Genomic DNA, 13,632 nt, shown 5'->3' with positions numbered 1-13,632 from the left:
CGTCTGAAACTCAGGAAAAATCGCGATCAGTGACTCGCGAGGTTGTTTTTGATACGAATCACATTGGCGGCGCTGGAGGCGCCATCCAGCCAGAACGACAGCTTGGAATACTGTTCGAACAAATCTGGCGGCAGGATCGTGCGCCGGGTCTCGAAGGCCACCTTGCGCTTGACCTTATGCAGACCCGCCAGGCCCAGCGCGTCATCGAATTCCGGTGCGTCATAGGCCAGGTTGTCGAAGTCGTGCTCGAACCAGGGCTCGCCGATGAACTCGTAGACCAGGCGCAGCACACGCTCAGGCGCCTGGCTCAGCAGGTCGTAGTCGATGATCAGCAAAGAATCGGCCTGCTCGCCGTAATAGGCTTCCTTGAGTGCCGCCCAGGCAAACCCCACCAGGCGATTACGCTGAGCCAAGGTTTCGACCCGGCTGTAAACGGTGTTGCGCTCACCGTCATCATTGAACAGCTTGGTATTCTCGAAGGGATTGGCGCGGTACAGCCGCTCGATGCTGTCCATGACCCAGGCAACGTTGCGCACACACGCGATGACCTTGGCCTGGGGAAACAAATCGCGAATAGCCGGGAGACGGGCGGACCACTGCCGATTGGTGTCGAACACCACGGACTTGTCAGCCTGATCGGCGTAATAGGAGTCGAACAAGCCGCCCAGCAGGCGGCGTCGTACATCCGTGTTGATGACCGCGCCAAACTCACTGCCGGCGCTGCACTGGCCGAGTACACCGGCAAACAGCGCACCGACCGGGCTGGTCATGCCCGCATGAAAACGCGGATTCTGTAAAAGAATGGCGGACAACAGGGTCGAACCGGAACGCGGCAACCCGGAAATGAAGTGAAAACGGCTCAATCCTTTCACCTTTACTAGCAGTCCTTTGTAGGACAAAGCGTAGCGTAAGGAATCATTTCCAGCCAATATTACTTTGCCATCAACTGGTTTAATTCGGCATAAATGCCCTTTATTTTCGGGGCTTTGCGATATATCCGACGAAAGACAGCTACCGCCCCTCAGGGCCGGGTGCAGGTGAGATGACAAACCTCATATAAAACTGCCTGGGTATCACCGCCTGCATGCTGATCAATGGCTCGCCAGTTCTTCGGAATCGAGGGGAATTCGTCAGGGGCCACCCGGCTCATCACCAGCCATACCCGGCCGTTGCCAATGGGCAGGTCGTTCAAATCGTCCAGATAAACCCCGGCATCGGGCTCGATCAAGGTACCGAAGCCGTAGGCATTGGGGCGGGTCGATACACCCTTGGCCGTCGGTGGGGTGTAGAGACGGGGCGCGGTTGCGCTTTTATCGTAATAACCCCAAGTGAGGTACCAGAACATATCCCCCAGGACGATCTGGTCACCGGCCACGGTGTGCTGGTTCATGTAGTCGACCATGTTGCTGAATTGATCATCGGGGTCGACCGTGTAGTTATTCTTCAGCCCCACGGCCGAAGCGCCCAGTACCACGGCCAACAGCACCGCCGCCAAGGCTCTGTGGCGCAGGGCCAGGCGGTCGATGGCCAGCGCCAGGACAATCGGCAAGCCCAGGGCGGGTGCGGTCAAATAGCGGTCGATAAATACCGGCGAAATAAAAGATATCGCAAACACCAGCAGCACCGGCAAGGTGCAATAGATCACCACCAGCGTGGCGAAGCGGTAGCGACTGCGGTCGTTCCACAGCACATAACCGAGTACCGCCGTGACCACAGTCGGCAACGTGAGCAACAGCCACGGCGACATGGTTTCTCCATCATCCAGCGCCAACAGCTGCCAGACCATCGACGGCAGTGAACGCCAGGTGACCGGCAACTCCCAACCCACATCGTTGCCGGCCTTCAGCTCCTCCATATGCAGTACCAGGTCAATCAGCCCCGGCAGCCAGGGCGCAAACAGCAGCACAATCGCGACGTTGGCCAGCCACCAGTCGTGACGGCCGATAAAACGCTGGCGTGCACCGGGCACGGGCCCCAGCAGCGCCACATACAGCCAGTGGGCAAGCACACACAAGGCGGCGAAATAATGGGTGTAGAACGCCGCCGTCATCAGCAACGCGTAGACCACCAGGTAACGCGAACGCTGCGGCGCCTTCACCCAATACACCAGCGCGAGGGTCGCCCCCAACAGCCAGACACCCAGCAGTGAATACATGCGGATTTCCTGGCTGTAGCGCACCGCCGTGGGCAGCAAGGCCAGCAGCAGGCAGGCCAGCAACGTGGCCCGGCGCGTGGCGATCAGGTGCACCAGCCAGGTGCCCAGAAAGACCGCGGCCACCCCCGGCAGTGCGCTGAGCAGGCGGATCGACAGGATGGAGTCGCAAAACACCGCGATCCAGCCGTGCAGCAGCATGAAATACAGGGGTGGGTGCACATCGTGGGCCGCATGGAACCAGATGCCAGGCAGCGCGTAATGGGCCAGCAGCAGGCTGGAGCCTTCATCGCCCCAGATCGCCGCTGCCGTCAACTCATAGCAGCGCAACCCCAGGGCCAGCGCCAGGAGCGGCAGTAACCAGGGTTCGCGAAGCAATTGAAAAAGAGAGTGCGCAGGTGTGACAGGCTGACAGGTGCTTGTTGTTTCATCACGACTCGGAACGCCCATTACCACCCTCTGAAATCGACACCCGCACCCGGCCGGGTGCTCGAACGCGCTGATTGTAGGCCAGAAGCATCCCCGGCGGCCGGTGTAATCCTCCCTCTACCCCAAAGCCCGACCAAAAAGCGGACGAAGTGCAGACCCGCGTCTAGGCTGTGGGGCGGTGCGCCAGGTTTGCATCGCGCGGCGCATCTCATCCGACACTTAGCAGGAGAGGTTTTCATGGAAGTTTTTCTCGGTACGGTTCAGATGTTCGCGTTCAACTACGCACCCCAGGGATGGGCCTATTGCAACGGCCAATTAGTATCGATCGCGCAAAACAACGCACTGTTTGCCTTGTTGGGCACGGTCTATGGCGGTGACGGCCAGAACACTTTTGCCCTACCCAACCTGCAAGGCCGTGCACCGATCCATATGGGCAATGGTGCCGGCCTGACACCACGGGTCATCGGTGAAGTCGGCGGCACCGAAAAATCGAACATCCTGAGCGGCAACCTTCCGACCCAACTGATCCCCACCACCGGCCTGACGGTCACCACCACCATCAACCTGGCCAACGAGCCCAGTGCCGCCACCACCACACCCACCAGCACCAATGCCTACATCGGCGCCTCCAGCACGGGTGGCCCCGGCTCGGCGGCGATCTACTCCGACAATCCCGGCAGCGCACCCGTCGCCCTCAAAGGCGCCAGCAGCACCCTGGGCGGCAACTTGACGGTTCCAGGCGGCAACCAGCCGTTGCCAACAATGGCACCGTACCTCGCGCTGAATTTCAGCATCGCCCTGACAGGGCTTTTCCCGCCCCGCCCGTAAACCGCTCCAACACCGGGGCAATCGCCCCGGTGCCTGCCGCAACGACCGGAGACGCGCCATGCTGCAACAGGTATGCAACGAACATTTCCAGCCCCTGATCAATCAGTCCTGCCCGCTGCAACTGCCCGATGGCCGAGTGCTGCACGTGCACATCGAGGCCGTCGACCTGCGCCCACAATCGCGCCTGCCGGACAACTCCCGCACACCCTTCAACGTCACGCTGCGCAGCCTGGCGCCCACGGACTTCGTCGATGGCCTGTGTGCCCTGGCCCTGCCAGAGCTTGGCAGCGTCGACGGGATTTTCGTGTCCCGGGAACCGGCCCTGGGCCGCGACCCGAACCTTGGCTATTTCAACATTGTGTTCAACTGAGCCCCGGGTACCACACCAGCCGCTCGGCCCCCGGCACGGTTTCCTCGACGCGAAACCCCAGCGCCAGGTAATGCTGGCGCGCACCGGGGTTGCTGGCCCACACCACCGTCGCCACCGGGCAGCGCACTTGGGCGGCGGCTTTTTGCACGCCTTGCAGCACTGCGCGGCCAAAACCCTGGCCACGCGCAGCCGGGACAAATGCCAGATAGAGCACGCGCACTTCATTCGCGCCGAAGTCCGCCGTCAACACGCCGATCGGGGTGTCGAGTTTCTCCACCACGTAGTGCATCGCTCCCGGAAAATGCTCGGCGATCCCCTGCTCCTGAACCTGATACTGCTGGGCGACGATCTGCTCGATCACCTCGGGATGGGCATCGACCCACTGCAGTTCCGGCCGCGCGCAGCGGTACAGGTTGTGCAAAAACGGCGCATCGGTGGGCCGTGAAGGGCGCATGGATAAACCCGCGCACGACGAACTGTCCAGCATTGATCATCTCCTTGGATCAAAAACCACTTTCGCGTACACCCAACGCCGCCATGCGCCGCCAGGCTGCCCCTAGCAATGATTCACTGCGCCCCTGCAAAACCACCACACCGCGCAGTGGATGGGGGGGCGCCGGCGCGTCTTCGAGCAGTTTCAGGCGCGCGCCATACTGCGCCTGCACCGGCTCCGGTCGCCGGCTCTCGTCACGGCGTACGGCAATCGGCCCGTGCTGGTCCGAGGTCAGGGCTTCCTGGTCGAGGACGGCAACGCCGTTGGCATCCACGTCCAGCAGTTCCACCGGCCACGCCGGGCGCATCGGGTCGTCGGCGATAAACCGCCCGCTGGCACCCGGCGCCACACGCCACAAATCCGCCTCGGCCAGGTAACCGCGCAGGCGTGTGCCGCCTTCGACGATGCGCGCCAGTGGGTCGCGGGTCGACACCCAGCGGCCGGCCACCAGTTGCGGCATCAGGTCACGCACCTGGCCAGCCTCGGGCGCGCGCAGCAGCAGTCGCTCACGCCGGGCCTGCAAGCCACGGTATTCGGCCACGGCTTCGGCCAGACGTTGCTCCAGAATGCCGACATCTGCCGCCGTTTCGCTGCGCCCGGCCTGGCGACGCATCTGCAATTGCAGGATGTCGATTTCGCGGCGCACGATCAGCAGCCGCGAATCAATGTCCGGCGACTCCAGCTCCACCAGCACCGCGCCCCGCTCCACGGTTTGGCCATCGACCACATTCACCTGCTTGACCCGCGCCGCCACCGGCGCATGCAACGCCGTGACCCGCGCCGCCTCAAGCATCGCCGGCACCTCAACGCTGCTGCGCCACGGCACCGCCACCAGCAGCAACAGCGCCAGCAGCCCCAGGCCCGTCATCAGCACACGCGGGGTATGCGCCTGCTCACGTCGGGTCCACCACTCACGACCTTCCTTGAGAATCGGCAGGACGATAAACCAGCCCAACTCCACCAACATCAGGAAGATTCCCAGTAGCTTGAAGAACAAGTGGTACACCGCCAGCGCAATCCCGAAGAACAATGCGGCGCGCCACAGCCATGACAAATAGCCCCACCACAACAGGCGCTGACGCATGGCGGGCGACCACGCCTCCGGAGCCGGTTCGCCGTAGCCGAACAAGGCCTCACGCAGGCGCCAGCGACACAGGGCGAAGGCGCGTCCTTGCAGGTTGTCGACCCCCCACAGATCGCTGATCAGAAAATAACCATCAAACCGCATGAACGGGTTGAGATTGACCACCAGCGTGGTGATCCACGTCGCGCTGGCAAGCATGAATGCAGCGGTGCGCGCCGGCCCGTCCGGCAACAACGACCACGCCAGCAATGCGATGCAGGCCAGCAGCAATTCGGCCATCACCCCACCGGCACCGATCAGTAGCCGTGCCTTGCGGTCGTTGACCCGCCAGGCATCACTCACATCCGTGTAGAACAACGGCAGCAGCACCATGAACGCCACTCCCATGCTCTGCACCCGACACCCCGCGCGCTTGGCCATGAAGGCATGACCGAACTCATGGCACAGCTTGGCGAAGAACAACGCCATGCCAAACGCGATGGCGCCGCCAAGGCTGAACAGATGGGGAAAGGTCGCCAGGAACCGCTCCCAGTCACGGGACACCAGAAACACACCCAGCCCCAGGGTCGCCGGCAACCCGTAGCGCAACAGGCGCGGGCCAAACCGCTGCAGCCACGGCCAGGCACGATTGAGAAAGGCGTCCGGGCGCCACAATGGAATGCGGAAAAACAGGTATTGGTGCAGTGCCTTTTGCCACAGGCTCTGGCGTGATGCGGCGGACTTCAAGACGTAGCTGGCGCGCTGCTGCGGGTCCAGCGCGGCGATCAGGTCATGCGCGCGCAGGAACGCCAGCAACTCTTCGAGCTCCGTCTCGCCCAGCTTCAAGCCCGGCTCGCGGTTGGCCGCGTGCAGCACTTGGGCCGCATCCCCCAGGGTCCAATGACGCAGCAGGCGCATGGCCTGGGCGCCCAACTTGAAATAGCGGCCGCGCAGCGGGTCGGCCAGTGTCCAACGTGGCGAGCCGTCCAGGGCCGGGGCGGCGACGGTCAGTTGCAGGTCGGCGCGCAGGCTGGGCAACCCCATTACAGGCCCACGCTCTGGCGCAGCCCGGCCAGAGGGCGACGCAGCAGGTACAGGGCCAACGGCGCGCGCTGGCCAAACAGCTTGGCGGTACCGCGCAGACCGATGCGTGGGGGCGGTGATTCAGTAAAGGCCGCATCGACCCGATAGGCCAACTGCCCGGACGGCGTCGGCTGCGCTTCATAGGCCACGCGCTCGACCCGAGCGGCATAGCGTTGCAGCGGGTCACTGTCGAGAAACAGCGCCACCTCGGCGTCCGTCGCCAGGGCGATGGCGTCCCCCACGGCCAACTCGATGCGCAGCTCGGCCTGACCAGGGTCGGCGATATCCATCAGCCGCTCGCCGGTCTGGATCGGCTTGCCGGTCCAGCGCTCGGCATCGGCGAATACCGCGATACCGTCGCGCTCGGCGCGCACTTCGCTGCGCTTGAGCAACTGTTCGGCGTAGTTGCGTTCGGCGCGCTTTTGCTCGACGCGGGCGGCGAGCAAATCGATTTTCGAATTGGACTCGGCATCGGCGAACGCCCGTTGTGCGTTGGCCTTCAATTCGGCTTCTGCCACCCCCAGCGCCCGCTCGGCCACATCGGCCTGGGCCTTGAGGGTGGTGCTTTCAAAGCGCACCAGCAGATCGCCGCTTTTCACCGCTTGGTTGGGCTTGACCAGAAACTCGGCAATCACCCCATCCAGCGGTGCAGCGACCACCCGCCCGCCCAGCGGCACCACTTGCGCCGGTGCCAGCACGGACTGACGCACCGGAATCAACAGCCCCAGCAACACTGTCGCCGCCAGCAGTACCTGGCGCTTGCGGGTAAACCGCAGGCGCCATGGGCGTCGTGGCTGCAAGGCCAGCCAGGCGTGGCTGTAGGTATCGCCCAATTGCGCAAGCAACACCTGCTCCGGTGGGCTCCAGGGCGTATCGCGCGCCAGCCAGATGCCGCCGAACACCTCGCCGTGATGATCGAGCAATGGCAGCCAGAACACATGGGGCGCCGACAGGCTTTGCCAGTCCTCACGCACTGCGGTACCGAAAGCCTCCATCGGCAACACGGTCGCAGGTGCAGACCGCCCCTGCTTGAACACCTCGGCCACGGCATGCTCGACAAACGCCACAAACGGCGCATTCGGCTCGATCATGCTCACGCCGGTCACCGCACGCACTTTGCCGGCGATCAACAGGGCTGCATGGCGGAAGCCGAACAGCGCCTGCCCGTCGTTCACCAGGCTGTAGGCCAATTGATCGAGGGTGCGAGCGGCGCGAGCCAGGCGCTCAAGGTCAAGGAACTGGGCAAAGAAACGCTCGGCGCTACCCGTCATGGGCGCATTCACTTAGCTGCCTCGAAATGCGCGGTGCCGCTCATGCCTGCCAGCAAGCCATCGGCCTTGGGCAGGCTCGCGACCAGCAGCAGGGTCTGGCTGCCTTCATCAATACGCGCGCCGAGGCGTTTGACCGTGGCGATGAACGCCTGGCCGGTTTCGTCGGGGATGAAGCTGAAGGTCTGGCCGGGCTTGAGTTTGCCCATCCAGCGCGAGGGCACCAGCAGGTGGATTTCCAGGCTGCGGTTGTCGACGATTTCCAGCAGCGGCGCACCCGCGGAAACGCTTTCATAGCGCTGCACTTTGCGCTGCACCACCTGGCCGTCATACGGCGCCAGCACGCTGCAGCGCTTGACCTGCACCTGGTAGACCTGGGACTGGGCCTGGGTTTCGGTGAGTTTGGCTTCGGCGCGGGCGACTTCGAAACGCCCGACGGAATTCAGCGCGGCCAATTGCTTGTTATGCGCCAACTCTTCACTGGCACCGCGGCTGGCCGCTGAAGCCGCATTGAGTTGGGCCTGGTAGGCCGAACAATCGAAACGCGCCAGGGTGTCACCCTTCTTGAAGGATTCGCCTTCGCTGAACGGCAGGTCGACGATGCGCCCGGATAATTCGCTGGCCAGCATCGCCTGGTCGCGGGCGCGTAATACACCACGGGCTTCGCTGTCGGTGCCGGCGGCGGTCGCCGTGGAGGGATGATCCAACAGCGGATCGTCGGCCATGGCCATGGTTGCCACACCCAACACACAGGAAAAACTTAAGATCCATTTACGTAGGCGCGTCATGCGTGTGCTTCTCCCTGAAGATGACCGCAGTCTAGGGCAGCACAATTAAATTGCCACTATTCCCACCCGACAAATCAGCAATTTGTGTAGGGCTTCACCGAAGCCTGAGTAGGAACACGTTATGATTGGCGCCCTCCAAGGACCCAGGATCAAGGACACGTCATGCGCATCGGTTTTCTCTCCCCCGTGGCACTGGCCCTGCTGGCCGGTATTTCCCAGCAGGCCCAGGCCAGTTCCGACGATTCGTGCTACCCCGATTGGCGTGTCTCGCGTGACAGCCTGGACCCTTGCAACAACGTGCCGTTCCTGAGCCCAGGCAATGACAGCCGGGCCAACCTGCGCCTGTTGCTGGCCGACAAAAAGGCCGCGCCGTTGGCGCCCAAGGCGTTGAGCGAAGATGACCTGGCCCAGGGGTTCGGCCCGGTGCCGTTCCCGGTGTATCGCCTGGCCGCTGCCTCCAGCGCCGAGACTGAGCCCGACTCGGACGATTCGCCTACCGCCGAACTCGACACCCTGCTGACGCCCCTGGGCATCAAGCGCGAGGCGTACAAAACCGCCGGCGAAGCGTTCCTCAATGGCGAAGGCAGCCGCTGCCGCAGCAACGACGATGACAGCGCCACGGCGTTTATCCGCCAAGTGGTCAAGTCCGACATGCCGGCGGCCGAGCGCGAGTTGCTGGCGAAGGCGCGGCTGCAACTGCTCACCACCTGCACCTGGGATGGCCCGGTGATCGCCGAGCCGCAGCAGATCCAGTCAGCCGACGGCCAACTGTTTCGCACCTACTTGCAAGCCGCCGCCGATTTCTACAGCGGCCGCTTCGCCGAGGCCGCACAGGGCTTTGCTGGCATCGGCAGCGCCCCATCGCCGTGGCTGAAGGAAACCGCGCTGTACATGACCGCCCGCACAGCGCTCAACCAGGCCCAGGCCGACACCTATGACGAAGACGGCGTACCGCACCTGGACCGTGTGGATAAGCCCGCATTGGCCACGGCCGAGCAGGGTTTCAACGCCTACCTGAAAACTTATCCACAGGGCGAATACGCGGCCTCGGCCCACGGCCTGCTGCGCCGGGTGTACTGGCTCGCCGACGACAACACCAAGCTCGCCGACGCGTTCGCCTGGGCACTGACGGCCACCGACGAGCAGCGCAACGTGTCTGAGGATGAGCTGGTAGAAGAAGCTGACCTCAAGCTGTTGATGGTCAACAGCGATACGGTCAAGACCCCGATGATCCAGCTCGTCAGCGACCTGATGGTGATGCGCGGCGGCAACCAGCCCGCCATCAGCCGCGCAGACCTTGAGAAGCAAAAGGCCGTGTTCGCCGGCGAGCCAGAGCTCTATGAGTACTTGCTGGCCGTGTGTGCGCTGTACATCGAGCATCAACCGGACGCCGCCTTGAAGCAGTTGCCGCAGAGCGTGCCGTCGAACCTGAACTACTTCGCCTTCAGCCAGCAGACCCTGCGCGCCCTGGCCCTGGAAGCCAAGCAAGACTGGAAAGGCGCCGAGGCCGTGTGGCTGCAACTGTTGCCACTGGCAAAACTGCCGCTGCAACGCGACCAGTTGGAGTTGGCACTGGCCATGAACTACGAGCGCAGCGGCCAGTTGGCCAAAGTATTCGCCGCCGATTCGCCGATCAGTGCCAAGCAGGTGCGCTACATCCTGCTGCGCAATGTTGCCGGGCCTGAACTGCTGCGCCAACAGATCGCCCAGGCCAGCGATCCGCTGGAACGCCAGACCGCGCAATTCGTGCTGCTCTACAAAGACTTGCTGCGCGGCCAATTCGCCACCTTCGCCGAGGACCTCAAGCAACTGCCGCCCCAGGCCCCCGAGGACAAACTGGGCACCAGCCTGGGTTATGTCTACAGCGCCAGCCAGACGCTTAAGCTGTTCCAGTGGAACGGCGACAAGGCCGAATCCGGCTACGCCTGCCCGAGCATCGCGCAAACCGCAGCGACCTTGCAGGCCGACGCGAAGAACCCCCAGGCCCTGAACTGCTTCGGCGAATTCATCCTGCGCAACGGCCTGGACGGCATGCCCCTGGAGCAGGCGCGCGCCGCTGGCAGCCTGGGCAGCACCGCATCGGACTTCAAGGGTGAAACCTTCTCGCGGCTCGACGGTTACAGGCAGGTGATCGGCAACGCCAAGGCGCCAAAAACCGACAAGGCCTACGCCCTGTTCCGCGCCATCAACTGCTACGCGCCGGCCGGCTACAACAGCTGCGGCGGCCAGGACGTCGAACCTGGCGTGCGCAAAGCCTGGTTCCGCCAACTGAAAAGTGGTTTCGCCGACACCCAGTGGGGCAAATCGCTGCAGTACTACTGGTGAAACACCTGTGGCTGGGCTTGCTGCTGCTGGCAAGCCCGGCATTCGGTGCCGTCGATGCCCGCGACTATGACGCCTTCTGGCTGTGGAGCGGCGTCACTCCGCAGCCGGTACTCAAGCAGGCCAAGACCCTGTACATCCTCCAGGGCCAGATCAACTCCACCCGCCGCGCGCCCCAGCGCGGTGTGCAACTGATCGCCCAAGGCATCAGCGTGCCGCGCCTCACCCGAGGCGACGTCTGGGTGGTCTACCGCGCCCACACCCTGCGCTGGCCCGAACAGGTCTACACCCAACTGCTCGGCCAGGTACAACGCTGGCGCGACGCAGGCAACCCGGTGGTCGGCATCCAGATCGACTTCGACGCCCGCACCCAATACCTGCACGAATACGCCGACTTCCTGCGCGACCTGCGCCAGCGCCTGCCCTTTGAGCTGCGCCTGAGCATCACCGGCCTGATGGACTGGAGCAGCAACGCCGACCCCACCGCCATCGCCCAGCTCAAGGGCGTGGTGGATGAAGTGGTGGTACAGACTTATCAGGGCCGCCAGAGCATTCCGGATTACGCGGCGTATTTGCCACGGATGAACCGGATGGGGCTGCCGTTCAAGATCGGTTTGATTCAGGGTGGAGAGTGGGAGGAGCCGAGGTATTTGCAGGGGAGTGAGTGGTTTCGGGGGTATGTGGTGTTTTTGCAAAACCGTTGACATGAGTGTCAGCCCTGTGCCAGAAAGTGTCCTCTGTCCGCGGACAGAGGACACTCGCTTTTGGAGCCCCATGAAAAGTCAAGACATCGTCATTCTGTTCAAACTGATCAGCCTGGAACTACAGGCCAAAGGGGAGCGCGTAAAAAAACGCGTGTTTTCTGTGGAAAAAGAGAGCGCGAGCCTCGGGTTTCAAAACCTTCCGGATTACATTCAAAACTTCGAAACTGTTCAACTTTCGTCAATTGATGACTGGCGGGGCTGGGAGGGAGTAGACGAAGACTTTGAAGGACACAGCTCACAAACCTATTCTGTGAGAGCGCTGTCCTCAGCGTTGGGCCTAAGCAAAACAGAGGTTTCCTCATCCCTGAATCGTTGCAGGGAAATTGGCTTGATCTATACGAGCCACACCGACGGAATTCCTCTGGTAAGAAGCAAGGCACTGCTTGATTTGGTCACGTACGGCATCCGCTATATTTTCCCGGTTAAACCAGGCCCTATCGTTCGCGGTATTCCGACAGCCTTCGCCGCGCCAGTCTTGGCGGGAAAAGTGATGAGCGGCGGCGACCTCATTCCCGTCTGGCCGGACGCATACGGAAAAAGCAAAGGCCAGGAAATCACACCGTTGTATAAAACCGTTCCTGGCGCCGTGAAGAAAGATGAGCTTCTTTATCATTTCCTGGCCCTGGTTGACGCCATCCGCATCGGGGGCCCTCGCGAAGCCAAAGTGGCCGATGCCATGCTGCGGGAGTGGATCCTGTGACGTCCAACAGAACAATGATGCTGCAAATGCTTGAAGAGGTTGCTGAGGCGTTGGGCGAAGAGTTGCGCACGCAAGTCGCCTTCGTCGGCGGTTGCACCACCGTTCTGCTTATCACCGATGAATACACCCTGGAATCGATTCGCGGCACGGATGATGTTGATTTGGTCATTCATCTGACCGGCACCCCTGACTGGTATCGGTTGGAAGAAAACCTGAAACCCAGAGGCTTCAAAAATACTGGCCAGGACTCCGTCACCTGTCGCTTACGGCTCGGCGCCTTGAAAGTCGATTTCATGCCGACCGATGAAAAGGTATTGGGCTTTTCCAATACCTGGTTTGTCGGCGGGCTGGAAAACGCCGTCGATTACGTACTCCCCAACGGCACCTCTATCAAGGTGTTTGCCGCGCCGTGGTTCCTCGCAGCAAAACTTCAGGCTTATCAGGGTCGCGGTCGTGGCGATGTGCTGATGTCCAACGACATAGAAGACATCATCGCGCTATTGGACGGCAGGGAAGAACTCATTGAAGAGGTGAAGTGTGCACCCATCGACCTGCGGCAGTTCGTGAGCGAACAATTCACCGCATTATTGTCGTTATCCGCGTTTCACGACGTGATCCAAAGCACCGCTCAAGATCACGATCGTGAGGCGTTGATTTACGGACGCCTGAAGGCATTGATTAAGCTGGGAGTGGCCGCTTGATCCTGCACGCGAGCCTCAGTCGCAAAGGAACTCATAGAACAGAAAATCGCGATGCCAGCGGTTCCACACAGAACTGCGGCGCGTACCTCTACGTGATTGCCGACGGCACCTCAAAACCAGGCAGCGGGCAATTAGCGAGAGCCTTGAGCAACCATCTGCTTGAGTGCTTTTCCGGCGCGCAACCTTCTGTCGTGTCTTGTCCCGATCAAGCCCTGAAACAGGTACTGACTTCACTGGACGAAGTGCACTCGAATGTATGCCCAGACTTTCCATTTGCCTCCACCAGCTATCTCGTAATGCTGGTGGTTGGCCAAACGGCCATCTCCATTCACGCCGGTGACTGCTGTCTGGGTTACCTGGAGACAGACCAAAGCATGAACTGGCTGAGCCCACCTCATTGCGGCCCCAACTGGAAAGGTGATCTGAGCCATTCATTCATCGCCAGCAGCCCCGCACGCAAAACGCTGCTCAACTGCATGAGCCTCCGACGGGCCCATGAGCCTCATATTCAATCCATGCGAATCACCCAAGGTACAACATGGATCTTGGCGACCGATGGGTTCTGGGCCGAACTCTCGACCCAGAACCAACTCAAGGCCATCGCAAAGCAGACCCTTGATGGAGCCTCAACGGAGGATGACGCCACGTTCATGCTATTGCGGACGTAGAAA

13 protein-coding genes are annotated in these 13,632 nt (G+C 62.0%); 7 read left to right on the top strand and 6 right to left on the bottom strand.

Features of this window, described 5'->3' with window-relative positions:
* Positions 1 to 26 precede the first annotated feature (26 nt).
* Together AD670_RS22565 and AD670_RS22560 are read right to left on the bottom strand one after the other, a co-directional pair.
* Positions 27 to 872 (bottom strand): sulfotransferase, encoded by an 846-nt coding sequence (locus AD670_RS22565; protein ID WP_082341029.1) that lies wholly within the window; start codon positions 870 to 872, stop codon positions 27 to 29.
* 149 nt (positions 873 to 1,021) lie between these two features.
* Positions 1,022 to 2,602 (bottom strand): glycosyltransferase family 39 protein, encoded by a 1,581-nt coding sequence (locus tag AD670_RS22560; RefSeq protein ID WP_053137571.1) that lies wholly within the window; start codon positions 2,600 to 2,602, stop codon positions 1,022 to 1,024.
* Positions 2,603 to 2,818: 216 nt separating this feature from the next.
* Here AD670_RS22560 and AD670_RS22555 point away from each other — a divergent pair, with 216 nt between their 5' ends.
* Together AD670_RS22555 and AD670_RS22550 are read left to right on the top strand one after the other, a co-directional pair.
* Positions 2,819 to 3,409 carry a phage tail protein gene (locus tag AD670_RS22555; RefSeq protein ID WP_053137568.1) on the top strand — a complete coding sequence of 197 codons (591 nt, stop codon included), beginning with the start codon at positions 2,819 to 2,821 and terminating at the stop codon, positions 3,407 to 3,409.
* A gap of 58 nt (positions 3,410 to 3,467) precedes the next feature.
* Complete coding sequence (locus AD670_RS22550) at positions 3,468 to 3,779, top strand: hypothetical protein (protein ID WP_053137566.1); 312 nt, start codon at positions 3,468 to 3,470, stop codon at positions 3,777 to 3,779.
* Here the strand turns inward: AD670_RS22550 and AD670_RS22545 are convergent.
* From AD670_RS22545 to AD670_RS22530, 4 genes are read right to left on the bottom strand one after another with little or no spacing between them, the layout of a single operon-like run.
* Positions 3,772 to 4,266, bottom strand: coding sequence for an N-acetyltransferase (locus AD670_RS22545; protein WP_053137564.1), 495 nt, complete (start codon positions 4,264 to 4,266; stop codon positions 3,772 to 3,774). The genes AD670_RS22550 and AD670_RS22545 overlap by 8 nt on opposite strands.
* A gap of 16 nt (positions 4,267 to 4,282) precedes the next feature.
* Positions 4,283 to 6,379 (bottom strand): efflux RND transporter periplasmic adaptor subunit, encoded by a 2,097-nt coding sequence (locus tag AD670_RS22540; RefSeq protein ID WP_053137561.1) that lies wholly within the window; start codon positions 6,377 to 6,379, stop codon positions 4,283 to 4,285.
* Complete coding sequence (locus AD670_RS22535) at positions 6,379 to 7,701, bottom strand: efflux RND transporter periplasmic adaptor subunit (RefSeq protein ID WP_053137558.1); 1,323 nt, start codon at positions 7,699 to 7,701, stop codon at positions 6,379 to 6,381. Before AD670_RS22535 ends, AD670_RS22540 begins: the two co-directional genes overlap by 1 nt.
* Entirely contained in the window at positions 7,698 to 8,474 is a 777-nt protein-coding gene (locus tag AD670_RS22530) for an efflux RND transporter periplasmic adaptor subunit (RefSeq protein ID WP_053137556.1), read from the bottom strand. The genes AD670_RS22535 and AD670_RS22530 overlap by 4 nt, the downstream gene beginning before the upstream one ends.
* A gap of 162 nt (positions 8,475 to 8,636) precedes the next feature.
* Between AD670_RS22530 and AD670_RS22525 the strand changes: the two genes are divergently transcribed.
* The 5 genes from AD670_RS22525 (at position 8,637) to AD670_RS22505 (ending at position 13,629) form a co-directional block, all read left to right on the top strand.
* A complete protein-coding gene (locus tag AD670_RS22525) occupies positions 8,637 to 10,799 on the top strand; it encodes a hypothetical protein (RefSeq protein ID WP_053137553.1) in 2,163 nt (720 codons plus the stop codon).
* Positions 10,796 to 11,500 (top strand): DUF3142 domain-containing protein, encoded by a 705-nt coding sequence (locus AD670_RS22520; RefSeq protein ID WP_053137551.1) that lies wholly within the window; start codon positions 10,796 to 10,798, stop codon positions 11,498 to 11,500. Before AD670_RS22525 ends, AD670_RS22520 begins: the two co-directional genes overlap by 4 nt.
* A gap of 70 nt (positions 11,501 to 11,570) precedes the next feature.
* Positions 11,571 to 12,260, top strand: coding sequence for a hypothetical protein (locus AD670_RS22515; protein ID WP_053137548.1), 690 nt, complete (start codon positions 11,571 to 11,573; stop codon positions 12,258 to 12,260).
* Between the two features lie 17 nt (positions 12,261 to 12,277).
* On the top strand, positions 12,278 to 12,961 hold the full coding sequence (locus tag AD670_RS22510) for a hypothetical protein (protein WP_082341030.1): 684 nt from the start codon (positions 12,278 to 12,280) through the stop codon (positions 12,959 to 12,961).
* On the top strand, positions 12,958 to 13,629 hold the full coding sequence (locus AD670_RS22505; protein ID WP_053137542.1) for a protein phosphatase 2C domain-containing protein: 672 nt from the start codon (positions 12,958 to 12,960) through the stop codon (positions 13,627 to 13,629). Before AD670_RS22510 ends, AD670_RS22505 begins: the two co-directional genes overlap by 4 nt.
* Positions 13,630 to 13,632: the final 3 nt, after the last annotated feature.

Source organism: Pseudomonas sp. MIACH (assembly GCF_001269925.1).
Classification (GTDB): domain Bacteria; phylum Pseudomonadota; class Gammaproteobacteria; order Pseudomonadales; family Pseudomonadaceae; genus Aquipseudomonas.
Note: the sequence above shows the minus strand (reverse complement) of the source record. Positions and strands in the feature narration are given on the sequence as shown.

Excerpts from the sequence above, each read along its gene's own strand:
- AD670_RS22560 (WP_053137571.1), bottom strand. The coding sequence starts at position 2,602 with ATGGGCGTTCCGAGTCGTGATGAAACAACAAGCACCTGTCAGCCTGTC.
- AD670_RS22555 (WP_053137568.1), top strand. The coding sequence starts at position 2,819 with ATGGAAGTTTTTCTCGGTACGGTTCAGATGTTCGCGTTCAACTACGCA.
- AD670_RS22550 (WP_053137566.1), top strand. The coding sequence starts at position 3,468 with ATGCTGCAACAGGTATGCAACGAACATTTCCAGCCCCTGATCAATCAG.
- AD670_RS22545 (WP_053137564.1), bottom strand. The coding sequence starts at position 4,266 with ATGCTGGACAGTTCGTCGTGCGCGGGTTTATCCATGCGCCCTTCACGG.
- AD670_RS22540 (WP_053137561.1), bottom strand. The coding sequence starts at position 6,379 with ATGGGGTTGCCCAGCCTGCGCGCCGACCTGCAACTGACCGTCGCCGCC.
- AD670_RS22530 (WP_053137556.1), bottom strand. The coding sequence starts at position 8,474 with ATGACGCGCCTACGTAAATGGATCTTAAGTTTTTCCTGTGTGTTGGGT.
- AD670_RS22525 (WP_053137553.1), top strand. The coding sequence starts at position 8,637 with ATGCGCATCGGTTTTCTCTCCCCCGTGGCACTGGCCCTGCTGGCCGGT.
- AD670_RS22515 (WP_053137548.1), top strand. The coding sequence starts at position 11,571 with ATGAAAAGTCAAGACATCGTCATTCTGTTCAAACTGATCAGCCTGGAA.
- AD670_RS22510 (WP_082341030.1), top strand. The coding sequence starts at position 12,278 with ATGCTGCAAATGCTTGAAGAGGTTGCTGAGGCGTTGGGCGAAGAGTTG.